Origin of the sequence: Microvirga ossetica, from assembly GCF_002741015.1 — a bacterium.
Lineage (GTDB): Bacteria > Pseudomonadota > Alphaproteobacteria > Rhizobiales > Beijerinckiaceae > Microvirga > Microvirga ossetica.
This window is the reverse complement of the sequence record NZ_CP016616.1, coordinates 1306527-1322732: the sequence shown is the minus strand read 5'-3', so window position 1 is coordinate 1322732 and position 16206 is coordinate 1306527. Positions and strand designations below refer to the sequence as shown.

The 16206-nt window shown below is 65.1% G+C and carries 15 protein-coding genes; 7 read left to right on the top strand and 8 right to left on the bottom strand.

The window, feature by feature from the left end; all coding sequences use genetic code 11:
- Window positions 1–3 precede the first annotated feature (3 nt).
- Window positions 4–378, top strand: coding sequence for a hypothetical protein (locus BB934_RS06200; protein WP_099508851.1), 375 nt, complete (start codon window positions 4–6; stop codon window positions 376–378).
- A gap of 84 nt (window positions 379–462) precedes the next feature.
- Here the strand turns inward: BB934_RS06200 and BB934_RS06195 are convergent, their stop codons facing one another.
- Entirely contained in the window at window positions 463–1083 is a 621-nt protein-coding gene (locus tag BB934_RS06195) for a hypothetical protein (RefSeq protein ID WP_099508850.1), read from the bottom strand.
- Window positions 1084–1724: 641 nt separating this feature from the next.
- Between BB934_RS06195 and BB934_RS06185 the strand changes: the two genes are divergently transcribed.
- Complete coding sequence (locus tag BB934_RS06185; RefSeq protein WP_099508848.1) at window positions 1725–2654, top strand: DMT family transporter; 930 nt, start codon at window positions 1725–1727, stop codon at window positions 2652–2654.
- 59 nt (window positions 2655–2713) lie between these two features.
- Here the strand turns inward: BB934_RS06185 and BB934_RS06180 are convergent, their stop codons facing one another.
- Window positions 2714–3604 carry a LysR substrate-binding domain-containing protein gene (locus BB934_RS06180; RefSeq protein ID WP_099508847.1) on the bottom strand — a complete coding sequence of 297 codons (891 nt, stop codon included), beginning with the start codon at window positions 3602–3604 and terminating at the stop codon, window positions 2714–2716.
- Between the two features lie 293 nt (window positions 3605–3897).
- Between BB934_RS06180 and BB934_RS46915 the strand changes: the two genes are divergently transcribed.
- Window positions 3898–4224: a DUF1127 domain-containing protein gene (locus tag BB934_RS46915; RefSeq protein ID WP_157934057.1), complete on the top strand. Its 327-nt coding sequence runs from the start codon at window positions 3898–3900 to the stop codon at window positions 4222–4224.
- A 6-nt stretch (window positions 4225–4230) separates the two neighbouring features.
- On the opposite strand, the gene BB934_RS06170 is transcribed toward BB934_RS46915, so the two are convergent.
- From BB934_RS06170 to BB934_RS06160, 3 genes are read right to left on the bottom strand one after another with little or no spacing between them, the layout of a single operon-like run.
- Window positions 4231–4968: a DUF937 domain-containing protein gene (locus BB934_RS06170; protein WP_099508845.1), complete on the bottom strand. Its 738-nt coding sequence runs from the start codon at window positions 4966–4968 to the stop codon at window positions 4231–4233.
- 39 nt (window positions 4969–5007) lie between these two features.
- Entirely contained in the window at window positions 5008–6387 is a 1380-nt protein-coding gene (locus tag BB934_RS06165; protein ID WP_099508844.1) for an MATE family efflux transporter, read from the bottom strand.
- A complete protein-coding gene (locus BB934_RS06160; RefSeq protein ID WP_099508843.1) occupies window positions 6387–8237 on the bottom strand; it encodes a monovalent cation:proton antiporter-2 (CPA2) family protein in 1851 nt (616 codons plus the stop codon). The genes BB934_RS06165 and BB934_RS06160 overlap by 1 nt, the downstream gene beginning before the upstream one ends.
- 440 nt (window positions 8238–8677) lie before the next feature.
- Between BB934_RS06160 and ispH the strand changes: the two genes are divergently transcribed.
- The 3 genes from ispH to rnhA are packed head-to-tail and all read left to right on the top strand — an operon-like array spanning window position 8678 to window position 11070.
- Window positions 8678–9637 carry a 4-hydroxy-3-methylbut-2-enyl diphosphate reductase gene (gene ispH, locus BB934_RS06155; protein WP_099508842.1) on the top strand — a complete coding sequence of 320 codons (960 nt, stop codon included), beginning with the start codon at window positions 8678–8680 and terminating at the stop codon, window positions 9635–9637.
- A gap of 3 nt (window positions 9638–9640) precedes the next feature.
- A complete protein-coding gene (locus BB934_RS06150; RefSeq protein WP_099508841.1) occupies window positions 9641–10606 on the top strand; it encodes a homoserine kinase in 966 nt (321 codons plus the stop codon).
- Window positions 10603–11070 (top strand): ribonuclease HI, encoded by a 468-nt coding sequence (gene rnhA / locus BB934_RS06145; protein WP_099508840.1) that lies wholly within the window; start codon window positions 10603–10605, stop codon window positions 11068–11070. The genes BB934_RS06150 and rnhA overlap by 4 nt, the downstream gene beginning before the upstream one ends.
- 146 nt (window positions 11071–11216) lie before the next feature.
- Here rnhA and BB934_RS06140 read toward each other — a convergent pair whose 3' ends face one another.
- Window positions 11217–11699, bottom strand: coding sequence for a peroxiredoxin (locus BB934_RS06140; protein WP_099508839.1), 483 nt, complete (start codon window positions 11697–11699; stop codon window positions 11217–11219).
- Between the two features lie 34 nt (window positions 11700–11733).
- Entirely contained in the window at window positions 11734–12561 is an 828-nt protein-coding gene (locus BB934_RS06135; RefSeq protein ID WP_099508838.1) for a protein-disulfide reductase DsbD domain-containing protein, read from the bottom strand.
- Between the two features lie 105 nt (window positions 12562–12666).
- On the opposite strand from BB934_RS06135, the gene BB934_RS06130 reads away from it, so the two are divergent.
- Window positions 12667–13278 (top strand): YqgE/AlgH family protein, encoded by a 612-nt coding sequence (locus BB934_RS06130; protein WP_099508837.1) that lies wholly within the window; start codon window positions 12667–12669, stop codon window positions 13276–13278.
- On the opposite strand, the gene BB934_RS06125 is transcribed toward BB934_RS06130, so the two are convergent.
- Window positions 13279–16158 carry an EAL domain-containing protein gene (locus tag BB934_RS06125; protein WP_099508836.1) on the bottom strand — a complete coding sequence of 960 codons (2880 nt, stop codon included), beginning with the start codon at window positions 16156–16158 and terminating at the stop codon, window positions 13279–13281. It lies immediately after the preceding gene.
- Window positions 16159–16206: the final 48 nt, after the last annotated feature.

The following is a 16206-nucleotide window of genomic DNA, read 5'->3' as shown; positions in this document are numbered from 1 at the left end:
TCGATGACACGCGACACGCATGCAGGCCTGACCGACGCGGCGGCAACGCCGGTGGAGGTCGGCGCGACATACATCCGATGGGGCCTGGGACTGTTCGTCTTCGGTCTCGTGAGCGGTTTCATCCCGTTGGCGCATTACATGCACGGCTCGTTCGAGGAGGTGCACGAGGCGTTCCTCAAGAACGTCACGCTGTGGTGGGGATGTGCGTTCACGCTGGCGGTCTATGTCGCGCAGGTCGGCAGCCTCGGCATGATCGCCCTCGGTCTCTGCTATGTCGTCCTGGCGCGGGATGGAGCCTTGACGTCGCTCACGAGCGCCGAACGCATGGCGCCCGCACCCAACTCTGTAGTTGAGTATGAATTCAAAATATCCCGGTGAATCTTCGCGTCACCGACGTGTCGGTTCAATTATCAAGGGTCGTTTCCTTGAAATGATTGAATACCAAGGGGCTTCACTCATATTTCAAATCCCCCCGCCATTCTCGAATGTCCGTCCCCACCGCTCCTCAAAATCCCATTCCTCGCGCTCGATGCGCTCCAGATGCGCTGCGAGTTCGTCGCGCAGTTCGTGGATATTGCGGCCCTTGGGTTTCTTGAGGTCGGGGTAATCGTCGTCGGGCGGGCAGGGCGGGGACAGGTGCTTGTCGATCTCGCCGAGCGTCCGGGTGAGGCGGGCCAGCGGCTGGAGGGAGCGGCCGGCGCGGGCGATGGGCTGGTCCTCGAGCTCCTCCGCGTGGCGCTCGGCGAGGCGCCAGAGTTTTTCGGTGATCCGCTCGCGCCGGTCGCTCGGGTCGTCCGTCTCCGGCGGGGGTGCGGGTTCGCGCCGGCGCCTGGGTTCCGGGTTGGGCAGGGCGATGCGGGACGGCGGGACCGCGCCGTCCGGGCGCTTCCAATCGCCGTCCTTGGCATAGCGCGAGACCGTGGAGGCGGAGATTCCGAGCTTTTGGCCGATGTGCTTGAACGGGCGGGTGGTGTCTTCGACCCAGTCGCGCAGCTGGGCAATCTGCTCGGGCGAAAGCTTTTCGCGGATCGGAGAGCCCGGACTTCCGGAACCGGGCGGGCGATGGGAGGAGGGCGAGGTCATGGCAATAAGGTCTTCATCAAATAAGAACAAAACATGAACAATATAGCGGTGCGCGGGCCGTGGTCAAGGCTGGGGAGGGAGCTGCCAGGGTCATCCCGGACGCCGCAGGCGATCCGGGATCGCTACTGCATCGGACCCAGAAGTGGATTCCACTTTTGGGATCAATCCGAGGCTCCACTCCTTAAAGAGCGCATCGTTCGGGGCGGAAAACCGGGTCCACTTTTCGCTGACGCGGCCCTCTGGGTCCGCACGATGCGCTAGACGAGTGTGGCGCGGATATCCCTCCCTCCTGAGGGGGGAAGGCTAGGGAGAGGCGCGCTCTTCTGAGAGCGATCCCGGATCGCCGCTGCGCGTCGTCCGGGATGACGGTGTTTGCTCGAACGAGCGACTCGCTCCCTGGAACGTCCTGCAACGCCCGTTCCAGGGCGTTCCAGGGAGTCCGACTCCCGTTCCAGGGGGCGTTCCAGGGGCGTTCCAGAGGGCGTTCCAGGGGGCGCTCCAGGGGGCGTTCCAGGGGGCACTCCAGGGGGAGGGGCTCCTGGAACGTTTCATCAGCGTTCCAGAGAGGATCGATCAGATATCATCATTTGTGCTGATGGCTGGCCGGGCGTATCCAGATTGTCTTAAGGGGAACGAACGCCATGAGCCACGCCAGCGCCGCCATGCCATCGCAGAGCCTGAAGGGCATCGACGGGACGACGCTGGGGCTCTACGCCGCCACCGTCTTCCTGTGGGGCGTGAGCTGGATCGGGATCCGGGCGCAGCTCGGGGTGGTGGCGCCGGAAATGTCGGTGCTGTGGCGCTTCCTTCTCGCGGCCGCGCTCATGTGGGTCTGGGTGCTCGCCACCGGCCACCGGGTGCGCTTTCCGCTCGCCGATCACCTGCGCTTCATGGCGGTGGGCTGCTGCCTGTTCTCGTTCAACTTCATCTCGTTCTATTACGGCGGATTGAGCGTGCCGTCCGGGCTGCTCTCGGTGGTGTTCTCGCTCGCCTCGGTGTTCAACCTCGCGCTCGGTTTCCTGGTCTTCCGCCAGAAGGTCGAGCCGCGGGTGGCGCTCGGCGGGGTGATCGGGGTTGCCGGAATCGTGTTTCTGTTCTGGCCCGAGATCACCGGCGCGGGCTTCAACGCGGCGGCGCTGAAAGGGTTGGGGCTTTGCGTGATGGGCACCCTGTTCTTCTGCTCCGGCAACATGATCTCGACGGTGGTGCAGCGCCGGGGCGCGCCGCTGCTCTCGGCGACCGCCTGGGGCATGACCTATGGCTGCATCGTGCTGCTGGCGCTCAACCTCTTGCGCGGCAACGCATTCATCATCGAGCCGACGCTGAAGTACATCGGCTCGCTCATCTTTCTCGCCGTCGGGGCGTCGGTGCTGGCCTTCATGGCCTATCTCACCCTGCTGCGGCGTCTGGGGGCCGCGCGGGCGGGCTATGCGACCGTGCTGTTTCCCATCGTGGCGCTCACCGTCTCGACCCTGATCGAGGGCTATGTGTGGGCGCCGCTCGCCGGCATCGGCGTCGTGCTGGCGCTCGTCGGCAACGTGCTCGTGCTGCGCAGGCCGGCGGCGAAATAGGATTCTTGCTGACGCGTTGTCTTATCGGCGAACCGGTACCCCCTTCGCCGGACAACGCGTTATTCGGCCGCCATCGGCTGCATCGTGCGGGTCGAGCCGAGATTGTCGAGCGACTGCTTGATGTGGAAGCCCAGCGCATCGGCGAGCGGGTTCTCCTCGCCCCGCGCGCGGATCAGGCCGATCTTGCACGAGGGCAGGGCGGGGAAGCCGTCGGAGGGGCCTAAGATGCGCATGCCTGGGCGCACGGCGCTTTCCGGCAGCACCGAGACCGCAAGGCCCGCCATCACCGCCGCGCCCACCGCGGTCGAATGCCAGCTCACGTAAGCCACGCGGAACGGCCGGTCGGCGCTCTCCAGCGCCTCCGTCGCGGAATGGCGCCAGTCGCAGCTCGGGCGGCCGAGCGCCAGCGGAATCGGCGTCTCCTCGTGCACCCCGTGGCGGGCGGAGGTGACCCAGAGCAGCTGCTCGATGCGCACGATCTCGGACGGGCCGCGCCGGTCCACATGGGTGATGATCGCGAGATCGAGGTCGCCGTGCTGCACGCGCTCGATCAGGTTCGGCGTCGGCTCGCACATCACCGTCACCTCGGCCTTCGGGTTGGAGCGCGAGAAACGGGCCAGAATCTCAGGAAGATAGCGGTCGGCGTAATCGTCGGGGAGCCCGAGCCGCACGCGGCCGGTGAGCTCGTGCTCGTTGAAGGAGGCCATGCATTCGGCGTTCAGCCGCACGATCCGGCGGGCATAATCGAGCAGGCGCTCGCCCTCGTCGGTGAGCTTCGACAGGCGCCCGTCGCGCTCGAAGATCGCCTTGCCGACCCGGTCCTCGAGCCGCTTCATCTGCATCGACACCGCGCTCTGCGTCTTGTGCACGATCTCCGCCGCGCGGGTGAAGGAGCCGGTATCGGCAATGGCCACGAAAGTCCGGAGCTGGTCGATGTCAAGCAGGTGCATGGCTCTCACGCCTCATCATCAATAATCATGATGATACATATCTCAAACAATCGTTTCAAGTGATGAAATAAGCTGTGGTATAAGATTCCACTTGAGTAGAAATGTTGAGTAAAATCAATGGGTTAAATGGAGGTCTCCTGACAGGAGTTTCCATTCCCTGCCCTGGAACGCACACGCCAACTTCCTGGAACGCCCTGCAACGCCTCCTGGAACGGGGCTGCGACACCCCTGGAACGGCCTCCTGGAACGTTCCAGGCCGATGGATCGAGAGAGCGAGAGCAAGGAGACTACCGATGAACCGGTTCGCATTGACCACCATGACCCTCCCGGGAATGGCCGCGCTGGGTCAGTTCGCCCGTTCGCTCGTCTATCTCTCGAAAGCCCTGCGGCACCGCCGTGAGATCAAGCATCTCGCCGAGTTCGACGAGCGGATGCTCGCGGATATCGGGCTGACGCGCAGCGATGTGACGAGCGCGCTCGATGAGCCGCTCACGCGCAATCCGTCATGGGTGTTGGTTCGAAGTGCAGAGCGGCATTCTCGTTCCGAGCGGCCTGACCTCCCAGCGCGACCGGTCCGACCGGTCGTGCCCATGGTGAGGCCGCTCAAGCGCTGCGCTTAGCTGCGCTCAAGACTTTGTGCCGTTCGCCTTCCAGGCCTCGGTGAAGATCGACTGAAGGGACGCGAGATACTGCATCTGCATCTCGCGTCCCTGTTCGAGCATCAGGTCCAAGGACGGTGAGGGCGGCGCTTCCTTCTGCTGCGGCTTTGGCGGAGCCATCACCTCGAGCGCGCTCGCCATCATGTCCTCGAACGGGTTGGCGTGCATCTTATCCGGCGCGGATGCGGACATCCAGCCTGCCCACAACTCCGCCCAGGGATTGATGCCGTCCGTTTTGTCCTTCGCGCCTTCCTCGGAGGATCCGAAGGATTGCAGGGCGTGCGCTTGCGCCGTCATCCAATGCGACATGCCGCCCGCGAGGATGCCGGCGAGGACCGGCAGCAATTGCTGCATGGTCTCTGTGCTGATGCCGGCATAATCGGCGGCCTGGTGCGCCACGCGGCGGCTGACCTCGTCGGAGCCGAAGAGCTGGTCGAGCAGCCGTCGTCCCTCCTGCTGCGCCTGTGACGAAAAGGAGTGGCCGGCGGCCTGCCAGAAATTCTGATAAGCGCCGCTCATCATGGTTTGAAACAGACGGGCGGGATCGTTGGAGACCGTGGCCTGCTGGAGCCCCATGGCGAAGGCCGGCATGAAGGCGGCCATGGTTCTCTGCGTCTGATCGCCGGAAAGGTTGAATTGCTGCGCGAGGGAGGCCAGGGCGGCGCTGGTCTGAGCTTGGCGCATCAGATCGAACCAGTTGAACATGGCATCCTCCTCAACAGTGAAATGCCTGCGCTCGGACTGTCACACGGCTGGGACAGCTTGCCTCTCAATGCGCCGGATTGTCCAGAACGCCGTGATCACGGCTGCGATGCCGAACACCACGGATCCGGCCCCAATCCCAAGCAGGGCTCCCTTGGGCCCGCCGATCTGCGCGCCGAAATAGGCGAAGGGAATCATGCCCAGCGTCGCGCGGCCCCAGTTGAAGAAGGTCGAGAGTAGGGGATAGCCAAGGTTGTTGAACGAGGCATTCGCCACGAAGACGAGGCTGATGAAGAACCAGATGAAGCCGCTAAGCTGGCAGAAAAACTGCACGATCTCGGCCGTGGCCGGCGGCGCGTTGAATGCAGTCGTCAGCGGGACCTGCACGAGGAAGAGCGCCAGCCACACGCCGCCGACATAGAAGATCGTGAAGACGAGAGCGTCCTTGAGGGTCTGCTTCATGCGGTCGTAGCGCTGCGCACCCCAGTTCTGCCCGAGCACGGGGCCGATGGCGCCGGCCAGAGCGAACACGCCGGCAAAGGCGACAGGGGTTACCCGGTCGATGATGGCGGAGGCCGCGATCGCCTGATCGCCGAACTGCGCCATCACGCCAGTGAAGAAGGCATTCGCCACGGGCGCTGCGATATTGGTCAGGATCGCCGGAACAGCAATCGCGAAGAAGGGGCGCGCATCCTTCAAAATGGACGGCAAGTTCGGTTTGACCAGAAGGTCGTGGGCGCGCGTGAGATAGCGATAGCCCACATAGAGATAGGCCACGCGCGCGATATTGATCGTCACCGCCGCACCGTTGGCCTTGAGGCCGATGCCGAAGATCAGGATCGGATCGAGAACTACCGTGACGGCCGCGACGGACATGGTGGCATACATGCTGCGCTTGGCGTCTCCCGCGGCGCGCAGCACGGTCGAGAATGCCATGCCGAAGGCCATGATCACGTTCGTCGGCAGCGTGATCCAGAGAAAGCTCTGTGCGACCCGGTAGGTGTCGTCATGCGCGCCGATAGTGGTCAGGATCAGCGGCAGCAGGGGCAGAAGGATGACGCTGACGAGGGCCGCGACCGCGGCCATGAGGATGCTGCACGAGGTGGCGAGGCGGCGTGCATTGTCGGGCCGGCGCGCCCCGAGCGCGCGCGAGACCAGCGCGCCGATCGGGATCATCAGGCCGACATTGATCGAGATCGTGAAGAACATCACTACCGTGGCGAGACCGACCCCGGCCGTGAGGCTCGGATCGTTCAGCCAGGAAATGTAGAGAAGCGACACGAGATCGACGATGAAGATCGCGACGAGGCCCGCCGCACCCGTCCCGGTCATGACCAGGACATGGCGCATGGTGGAGCCGACCACGAAGCGCGGCGGCGCGGTCGCGTCCGCGGCTTCCTTCGCCGAGGGGCTGGCATCCATCACGAAACGCCTTCGCCGAGGATGTCGCGCGTCTCGGGCGAGAGCGCTCTTGCGCGCCCCGTTGGAACGGTGAGCGGCTCGGGCGTGATCTTGGCGCCCACCACGAGCTCGGCACCGCCCATGGTTCCGACTTCCTTCTGCAGAACGAGACGCGCGATATCGCGCTTGCGCACGTCGTTGGCCGCAGCTGCAGCGGCTTCGGGGTCGGTTCCGAGCTCCTCGAGGGCCGCTCGTCCGAAGACGATGGCGGATTCGAACACTTCGCGGATCTGATAATCCACGTCGAGATTCATCAGCTCGATGGCGTGGATGCGGTCGAAGGCACGCGCGAAGCTGCGGGCGTTCTGGAAGTTCTCGTGGATGATCTCGATGATCTTGGTCATCGATTCCTGTTCGTCGATGCAGATGCAGATCATCTCGGCCTTCTCGGCGCCTGCCGCCCGCAGCACGTCGAGGCGCGTGCCGTCGCCGTAATAGACCTGAAGGCCGAAGCGTCCCGCGTCGCGGATGCGCTCCACATCCTTGTCAATCACCGTCGCCTGGATGCCCTGCGCCAGCAGGACCTGGTTGACGATCTGCCCGAAGCGGCCGAAGCCGATCACGAGGACGCGGCTTTCCAACTCACCGTCATGGCCCGGCAACTCATTCTGCTCCGGCTGCACCTCGCCCTCGCGGCGATTGCTCAAAAACTTCTCGACAACCGTCGAGAGAATCGGCCCCAGGAGCATGGTGATGGCGGCGAGCGCGGTGACAGGCTGCGCTTCGGCGGGAGACATGAGGCCGAGCGCCATCGCGACGGGAAGAAGAACGAAGGCGAACTCGCCGGCGGTGCACAGAAGCGTTCCCGAGCGCAGGCCATCGCGCCAGCTTGCGCCGAACAGCTTCGACAGGACGGCGATGAGCATGGTCTTGCCGAGAACGACGGCGGGCGCCGCAACGGCCAGGAGCAACCATTGCTCGCGCACCAGGGCAAGATCGATCGACATGCCTACGCTCATGAAGAACAGGCCGAGCAGCATGCCGCGGAAGGGCTCGATATCGGCCTCCAGCTGGTGGCGGAAATTCGACTCGGCGAGCAGGAGCCCTGCGAGGAAGGCGCCCATGGCCATGGAGAGGCCGACCTCCTGCATGAGCAGGGCCGCGCCGAGAACTACAAGCAGGGCGGAGGCCGTCATCACCTCGCGCGCGCCGCTGCGGGCGAGGATCCGGAAGAACGGGTTGAGGCCGTAGCGGCCGATCAGCACGACTGCGGCGATGCCCAGCATTGCCTCGCCGACCGCAAGCAGACGGTCCAGGAAGGAGCCGTGCTCGGCGGCCGCGCGGGAGGCCAGAAGCGGCAGGATCGCCAGGAGGGGAACCACAGACAGGTCCTGGAACAGGAGGATCGCGAAGGAGCGCTGGCCGTAGGGTGTCTGCAGGTCGTTGCGCTCGCCCAGCATCTGCAGGGCGATGGCGGTGGCCGAAAGCGCAACGGCGGCGCCGGTGACGAAAGAGGCCTGGGGTGAGAACCCGATGGCGTAGGCGGCTCCGCCAAGGCAGAGGGTCGTCACCGTCAGCTGCGCGAAGCCGAGCCCGAAAATGTCCCGCTTCATCTCCCAGAGATGGGACAGCTTGAGCTCGAGCCCGATGATGAACAAGAGGAGCACCACTCCCAACTCGGCCACGGTCGCAATGGTCTGCGGATCCTCCACCAGGCTGAGGCCCGACGGTCCGATGGCGACGCCTGCAGCAAGGTAGCCCAGTACGGCACTCAGGCCGAGAAGCCGGAACACGGGCACCGCCACGACCGCCGCTGCGCAGAAGGTCAGGATGGGTGGGAGGAAACTGACGTGGGAAGCCGTGGATGCCATGAGATCGGGGGTAATGGGATCGGGGTGATGATGGGCTGTTGCACCTTTCTAGGGATTCTTAAGGGCGAGGGCGAGCGTTTCTTGAGGAGGATGATCCTGTCCCGTGCATCATCACACGCGTTTGGGAATGATCCTCGACGTCATCACCTGCCTCGTGCCGGTGATCCCGATGGGTGATGCGCGCTTTTCGGATCGGGATGGCAGGGATGATCCCCGGATCAAGTCCGGGGACGGCCATGACGTCGCGGTGTCATCCCCGGCGGCCGCAGGTCGGGAAGGGGATCCACCCACACGCTGAGCGCTATGGATTCCCTTCCCCTCCGCTGCGCTCCGGCCGGGAATGACACCCGTTCCCTGATTGAAACCGGGATCGTCCCCGCCGCGAAACTGCGTCGCTCCCGCTTGACAGGAGGGGCCCTGTCTCGCCACATCGCCTGATCATGACGAAGCCTTCTCTCGACATCCTGCTCTGTGCCCCGCGCGGCTTCTGTGCCGGGGTCGTCCGTGCCATCGATGCGGTCGAGAAGGCGCTCGCAATTCATGGCGCGCCGGTCTATGTGCGCCACGAGATCGTGCACAACAAATATGTCGTGGAAAACCTGAAGCGGAAGGGCGCAATCTTCGTCCGCGAGCTCGATGAGGTGCCCGAAACCGACGCTCCGGTGATCTTCTCGGCCCACGGGGTCCCCAAATCGGTGCCGGCGGCGGCCGACGCCCGCAACCTCTTCGCCATCGACGCCACCTGCCCGCTGGTGACCAAGGTGCACCGCGAGGCGCAGATCCACCACAAGCGCGGCCGCCACATCATCCTCATCGGCCATACCGGCCATCCCGAGGTCATCGGCACCATGGGCCAGCTGCCCGAGGGCGCGGCGACCCTGGTCGAGACCGTGGACGATATCGCAAGGCTTCAGCCGGCCGATCCCGATAACCTGGCCTTCGTCACCCAGACGACGCTCTCCGTCGACGACACCCAGGACATGGTGGAGGCGCTGAAGGTCCGCTTTCCCTCCATCGTCGGCCCGCACAAGGAAGACATCTGCTACGCCACCACCAACCGCCAGGGCGCGGTGAAGCGCGTGGCGCCGCAGGTCGATGCCATGATCGTGGTGGGCTCGCCCAATTCCTCCAATTCGCAGCGCCTGCGCGAGGTCGCCGAGCGGGAGGGCTGCCCGCTGGTGCGGCTGATCCTGCGCGCCGAGGACATCGACTGGAGCCTGTTCGGCTCGATCCGCAGCCTCGGCATCACCGCCGGCGCCTCCGCGCCCGAGGTCCTCGTCGAGGAGATCATCGATGCCTTCGCCGAGCGCTACGAGGTCTCGGTCGAGAGCGTGTCGACGGCGGATGAGAGCGTGTTCTTTCCTTTGCCGCGCGAGTTGCGTGAGCAGGCGGCGGAGTAAGCGGTGGCGGTCTATACGGAAGTCAGCGACGAGGAGCTCTCGGCCTTCCTCGATACCTACGACATCGGCACGGTGCTGTCCTACAAGGGCATCGCCGAAGGCGTGGAGAACACCAACTACTTTCTCCACACCACGAAGGGCTCCTACATACTCACCCTCTACGAGAAGCGGGTTCGGGAGGACGATCTGCCCTTCTTCCTCGGCCTCATGCAGCATCTGGCGCTGAAAGGCCTGAACTGCCCGCTGCCGGTCGACAATCGTCGGGGCGAAGCCTTGGGAAGGGTCTCGGGGCGTCCCGCCGTCATCATCACGTTCCTCGAAGGCATCGCGGTCCGCCGCCCCACGGCGCAGCATTGCGCGGCGCTCGGCGGGGCGCTCGCGAAGCTGCATCTGGCCGGCCGGGATTTTGCCATGCAGCGGCCCAACGCGCTTTCGCTCGAGGCCTGGGCGCCGCTCTTCGCGCAGGCCGAGGCGCAGGCCGACACAGTCCTGCCCGGCCTCGCAGAGCGCACGCGGCGTGAGCTCGCGAGTCTTCAAGACGCGTGGCCCCGCGGCCTGCCGTCCGGCATCATCCACGCCGACCTTTTCACCGACAACGTGTTCTTCATCGGCGCCGAGGTTTCGGGGCTGATCGACTTTTACTTCGCCTGCACGGATTCCTTCGCCTACGACGTCGCGATCTGCCTCAATGCCTGGTGCTTCGAGATCGACGCGTCGTTCAACCTCACCAAGGGGCGGGCGATGCTGGCGGGCTATCAATCCGTTCGCCGGCTCAATGCCGAGGAGGTCGAGGCGCTTCCGATTCTCTGCCGCGGCTCGGCGATGCGCTTCATGCTGACCCGGCTCGTCGACTGGCTCAACGTGCCGCCAGGCGCGCTGGTCAAGCCCAAGGATCCGCTCGAATACGACCGCAAGCTCAACTTCCACCGCCATGTGAAGCACGCGCGCGAATACGGACTCGAGGCATGAGCGGTTCGGAGCGCGTGATGATCTACACGGACGGCGCCTGCTCGGGAAATCCAGGGCCGGGCGGCTGGGGCGCGATCCTGTTCTTCAAGGGCAAGGAAAAAGAGGTCTCGGGCGGGGAGGCTCACACCACCAACAACCGCATGGAGATCCGCGCCGCCATCGAGGGCCTCAACGCGCTCAAGCGCTCCTGCGCCGTCGATCTGTTCACGGATTCGCAATATGTGCGCCAGGGCATCACGCAATGGATGCACAACTGGAAGCGGCGCGGCTGGCGCACCGCCGACAACAAGCCGGTGAAGAACGAGGATCTCTGGCGGGAACTCGACGAGGCCGCGTCCCGCCACGACGTCGCCTGGCACTGGGTCAAGGGCCATGCGGACGATCCCACCAACATCCGCGTCGATGAACTCGCCGTCGCGGCGATGCGGCCGTTCAAGAAGCAAGGGCGGAGAGCCAGCGTCTGACCATCTGGCGCAAACATAGGATGTCATGGCCGGGCCTGTCCCGGCCATCCCGATGCTGTGGAGCGTCGTGCGCTTCTTAATCGAGATCACCGGCACAAGGCCGGTGATGACGAAGCAGGTGAATTTCCGGCTAGTTTCGTAGCGGGTCAGAGATCCTTCAGGATGTTGTCGGCGCCGGAATGCTGCGCCTTAGAGGGAGCGTCCTCCACATTGACCGCCTTCACCACGCCGTCGTCGACGACCATGGAATAGCGCTGCGAGCGCGTGCCGAGGCCGAAGCCCGAGCCGTCCATGGACAGGCCGATCGCCTTGGCGAAATCGGCATTGCCATCGGACAGGAATTCGATGCCCTCGGCGTCAGAGGCCTTGCCCCAGGCTTCGAGCACGAACACGTCGTTGACCGAGGTGACCAGGATGGAATCGACCCCCTTGGCCTTGATCTCGTCCTTCTTCTGCACGTAGCCGGGCAGGTGGTTGCGGTGGCAGGTGGGGGTGAAGGCGCCGGGGACGGCGACGAGAACCACCTTGCGGCCCTTGAAGAGATCGTCCGTGGTCTTGGCCACGGGCCCGTCCGGCGTCATGACGCGGAAGGTGACCTGGGGAAGGCGTTCTCCAACCTGAATTGGCATCGATCGTTCTCCGAAAGGGAAAGGTGTCTTCTCCCTAGCGCGCCGGCCCGCTGGCGTCGAGGCTCACTTCGGTCTCGACGGACTTTCCCCCTGCAACCAGCGTGAGGCGCAGGGGAACGGGTCCCGATGCATCCTTGGGCTTCTCCTCCACGGTGACGGTGAAGCGGTTCGCATCGTCCGGGAGCGAGGTCGAGAGATACCAGTTCTCCGGCCCTTCGGCGAAAAGCGCAGGCTTCGCGCCCGAAGGCGCGCGGATCGTGACGGTATAGGCCGGCTTGTCCTGCTTCACGGGCTCGACCGCGAGGACCGACAGGTCGCCCTGGGCGCCGAGCGCCTGCGCGACGGGCACCTTCGCCAGCGCCGCCTCGATCGTGCTGCGGCCCGGGCCGTCATCGGTCAGTCCGAGACTCAGGTCGGCGCGGGCCGGGATGCAGATGTCCTTGCAGACGCCGTATTCGACGGAAAGGACCAGCTTGACCGGCTTCCCCGGATCCTTGGCCTTGACCAGGACCGGAAGCAGCACCTTCTTCCCGTAAACGTAGGCGACCCCAGCGGCATCCTCGTGCCGGTAAGGAGCGGGAAAGCGAACTTCGGCGCCGGCCACATTCTCGGAACCGGACCAGTCGAACCGGGGCGGCAGCCCGGAATCGCCCGGATTGCGCCAATAGGTCTTGAAACCCGGATCGAGGGTGATCTCGATGCCGGCGAGCCAATGGTTCCCCTGCGTCCCGCCGGAGATCAGGCGGGCGCGGGAATGAAAGCCTTGGATCGAGGCAGACGGCTGGAGAGATTGCGCGGCAATGGGAGCAAGGGACAAAATCAAAAAAAACGCAGCCGAAGCGGCGCGGAACATGAATGCCATGGAACTGACGCCTCCCTGAGGCGCTTCCCTTATGCGTTTCTCTTCGGGTCTGCCATCCACGATCCTGTGATCGGCTGGCCGGCCCAGCAAGGCAGATTTTAGGATATGGGCTCTCAACTTCCTCCTTACGGCATCGAAACCTCGTATCTCGACGGGCAGGTCCTCGTCGCCATGCCGGGAATGATGGACGAGCGCTTCGCGCGCTCCGTCATCTACATCTGCGCCCATTCTGCGGAAGGAGCGATGGGGATCATCCTCAACCGGCCCGCCGCGAACGTAAACATGCCCGACCTGCTGGTGCAGCTCGAGATCGTTCCGGAGATCGAGCGGATCCGGCTGCCGCAGAAGGTCGGCGCCATGCAGGTGCTGATGGGTGGGCCCGTGGAGACGAGCCGGGGCTTCGTTCTGCATTCGCCGGATTTCCATATCGAGCAATCGACCCTGCCCATCGATGACAGCGTCTGCCTGACCGCAACCATCGATATCCTGCGCGCCATCGCCGCCGGCCGCGGACCTGAGAATGCGGTGCTGGCGCTGGGCTATGCCGGCTGGGGTGCGGGCCAGCTGGAGATGGAACTCCAGGCCAATGGCTGGCTCAACTGCCCGGCCGATGCGGGGCTGATCTTCAACACCTCCGCCGATCTGCGCTACGAGATGGCCCTGCGCGGCATCGGCATCGAGCCGGCGATGCTGTCCATGGACGCCGGCCACGCCTGATCAGGCGGCAGCGGGCGCTGCCCCGACAAGCTGGCGGGCCTGCAGCGTCGACATCGGTTCGCCGAAGACCGGCCCCTGCGCATATTCGCAGCCGAGCTGGTAAAGCTCGATGGCCTCCGACTCGCTCTCCGCGCCTTCCGCAACGATCTCCAGCCCGAGTTCGTGCGCCATCTTGACGATGGAGCGCAGGATGACCGGCTTGCCCGAGCCCATCAGGCGCACGAAGGACTCGTCCACCTTGATCGTGTCGAACGGGAATCGCTGCAGATAGGAGAGGGCGGAATAGCCCGTGCCGAAATCGTCGAGCGACAGACCGGCGCCGAGATCGCGCAGGCGCGTGAGCATCTGAGCCGAGTATTCCGGATTCTCCATCACCAGGCTCTCGGTCATCTCGATCTTGAGGGTGCCGGGCAGGACGCCGGTGCGGGCGATGACCGTCTTCACGTCCTGCAGCAGATCGTGGCGCAGAAGGTGATGGCTCGACATGTTGACGCTGGCGAAGATCGGCGGCTCGACCTCGAGCGCGTTCTGCCACGCAGCAAGCTCCCGGCCGGTCTGCTCCAGCAGGAACACGCTCAGCTTGATGATGAGGCCGGTTTCCTCTGCAATCGACATGAAGTCCTCGGGGCCGATCCGGCCGAGCCGGGGATGATCCCAGCGCAGCATCGACTCGAAGCCGGCGATGGTCCGGTCCTCCAGGCGCACGATCGGCTTGAACAGCACCTTCATCTCGTTGCGGTCGACCGCATGGCGAAGGTCGGTTTCCATCGTGAAATGGTCGCTGCGGTCGGATCGCATGGTCGGGCGGAAGACCTCGATCCGGTCGCCGCCGTGGCGGCGCGCATGGGCCATGGCGATCTCGGCATTGCGCAGAACCTCCTCGCGCCGCGCGGCGATCTGCGGATCGTAGAGGACGATGCCGATGGAGGCGGTGAGGAAGATCTCGCGCTCCGCATAGGTGAACGGGGTCGTCACCACGCGGCGGACCATGTCGGCGAAGGAGATGATCCGGTCGGGCTCGCGCTCGGACAGTAGGATGATGGCGAATTCGTCGCCCGAGATGCGCGCCAGGGTATCCTGCGGCTTGAGCAGGCGGCTCAGGCGACGGGACAGGGTGAGGAGAACCGAATCGCCCGCAGCGTAGCCAGCCAGGGAATTGGTCTCCTTAAGCTTGTCGAGATCGACGACGAGCACGGTGGGGCGCAGGGCATCGTCCTGGCCGGCGAAGGTGAGGGCGGCCTCCAGCCGGTCGTAGAATAGTTGTCGGTTCGGCAGGCTCGTCAGGTTGTCGTGCACGGCGTCGTGCAGCAGGCGTTCCTCGGCGGTCTTGCTGTCCATGACGTCGGCGAGCGTGCCGACGATCCGCAGCACCTCGCCGTCGGAGCCGATCACCGGACGCGCCTTGAGACGGAACCAATTATGCGCGCCCGAGGCGGAACGCAGGCGGAAATCCTGGGTCAGGCGGCCGCGGCGCTGCTCGATCACCGCATCGAGGGCGAGCCGGTAGCGGTCCTTGTCGAAGGGGTGGATCAGGTTGAGCCAGGCGGAGGCCGGGCCTTCGAGGGAGCCGCGCTTGAGCCCGAGCTGGTGCTCGACCTCGGGGCTGACGAAGATGTTGTCGGAGACCACGTCCCAGTCGAACACGATGTCGCCGGCACCGGTCAGGGCGAGCGCCCGGCGCTCCGTGTCGTTCACGAAGCCGCGCGTGAAGGCGCCGCCCGCGAAGGCATGCTGCATCACTGTGAAGCCGATGAGCATGACCACGAGCACGAGGCCGCCGACGAGGGCCGGAGGCACGAGATCGGAGGTCAGCTGGCCTACGACGGTGAAGCTTGCCGCCGTGACCCAGGCCACCAGGAGGAGCCAGGTGGGAACGAGCATCACGGCGCGGTCGTAGCCGTGCGTCGCCAGATGGATCACGAGGACGAAGCCGATGCCGGCGACCGCTGCGATCGACATGCGCGCCACGCCCGAGGCCACCGGCGGATCGACGATGGCGAGCGCCACGAGGCCGCCGAGGAAGAGAAGCCAGAAGGCCGTCACGTGGCTGTAGCGCACGTGCCAGCGGTTGAGGTTGAGATAGGCGAAGAGGAAGACGAGAAGGGTCGCTGCTAGCACCGCCTCCGCGCCGGCCCGGTAGACCTGCTCGGTCGCCTCGGTGATCGGGAAGATGCGCTGGAAGAAGCCGAAATCGATGCAGGCGTAGGCGAGTACCGCCCAGGCGAGGGCCGCGGCCGCGGGGAAAATCAGGGCGCCCTTCACCACGAAGACGATGGTGAGGAACAGCGCCAGGAGGCCGGCGATGCCGATGATGATGCCCTTGTAGAGGGTCAGGCCGTTGACGCGATCCTTGTAGGCATCCGCATCCCAGAGATGGAGCTGGGGCAGGTTGTCGGAGCGCAGCTCCGCCACGAAGGTGACCGTGGTGCCGGGATCGAGGGTGATGAGGAAGATATCCGCGTCCGCGCTGTCGTCCCGTTCGGGCCGGATGCCCTGGCTCGCGGTGATCGCCGCGATGCGGGTCGCCCCGAGATCCGGCCAGAGCACGCCGGAGCCGGTGAGACGGAAATGCGGCGCGACCAGAAGCCGGTCGACCTGCTCATCCGTGTCGTTGGTGAGCGCGAAGACGATCCAATCTGGCCGCGTACCCGCCTCGCGGGCCTTCACGGCAATGCGGCGGACGATGCCGTCGCGTCCCGGGGCCGTGGAAATCCTGATCTCGTCCCCGTCCGAGCTGTAGCGCTCGATGGCCGGAGTGAGGTCGATGGCCTTCATCTTGGGGTCGACGCGCACCGATTCGACGGCCCAGCCGGTCGACGGCAGAGCCAGCCCCAGGAATGTCGCCAAAAGAAGGGTTATGGCGAAAGATACGATCCGCAATGCTTCGGTCTTTCGTCCGGTACTAGACGGTGGAACAGAATTGGTACC

Bases quoted from the DNA above. Each gene is read 5' to 3' on its own strand.
- BB934_RS06140 (WP_099508839.1), bottom strand. From the start codon at position 11,699: ATGCCAATTCAGGTTGGAGAACGCCTTCCCCAGGTCACCTTCCGCGTC.
- BB934_RS06200 (WP_099508851.1), top strand. From the start codon at position 4: ATGACACGCGACACGCATGCAGGCCTGACCGACGCGGCGGCAACGCCG.
- BB934_RS06195 (WP_099508850.1), bottom strand. From the start codon at position 1,083: ATGACCTCGCCCTCCTCCCATCGCCCGCCCGGTTCCGGAAGTCCGGGC.
- BB934_RS06185 (WP_099508848.1), top strand. From the start codon at position 1,725: ATGAGCCACGCCAGCGCCGCCATGCCATCGCAGAGCCTGAAGGGCATC.
- rnhA (WP_099508840.1), top strand. From the start codon at position 10,603: ATGAGCGGTTCGGAGCGCGTGATGATCTACACGGACGGCGCCTGCTCG.
- BB934_RS06135 (WP_099508838.1), bottom strand. From the start codon at position 12,561: ATGGCATTCATGTTCCGCGCCGCTTCGGCTGCGTTTTTTTTGATTTTG.
- BB934_RS06130 (WP_099508837.1), top strand. From the start codon at position 12,667: ATGGGCTCTCAACTTCCTCCTTACGGCATCGAAACCTCGTATCTCGAC.
- BB934_RS06165 (WP_099508844.1), bottom strand. From the start codon at position 6,387: ATGGATGCCAGCCCCTCGGCGAAGGAAGCCGCGGACGCGACCGCGCCG.
- BB934_RS06170 (WP_099508845.1), bottom strand. From the start codon at position 4,968: ATGTTCAACTGGTTCGATCTGATGCGCCAAGCTCAGACCAGCGCCGCC.
- BB934_RS06180 (WP_099508847.1), bottom strand. From the start codon at position 3,604: ATGCACCTGCTTGACATCGACCAGCTCCGGACTTTCGTGGCCATTGCC.
- BB934_RS46915 (WP_157934057.1), top strand. From the start codon at position 3,898: ATGAACCGGTTCGCATTGACCACCATGACCCTCCCGGGAATGGCCGCG.
- ispH (WP_099508842.1), top strand. From the start codon at position 8,678: ATGACGAAGCCTTCTCTCGACATCCTGCTCTGTGCCCCGCGCGGCTTC.
- BB934_RS06160 (WP_099508843.1), bottom strand. From the start codon at position 8,237: ATGGCATCCACGGCTTCCCACGTCAGTTTCCTCCCACCCATCCTGACC.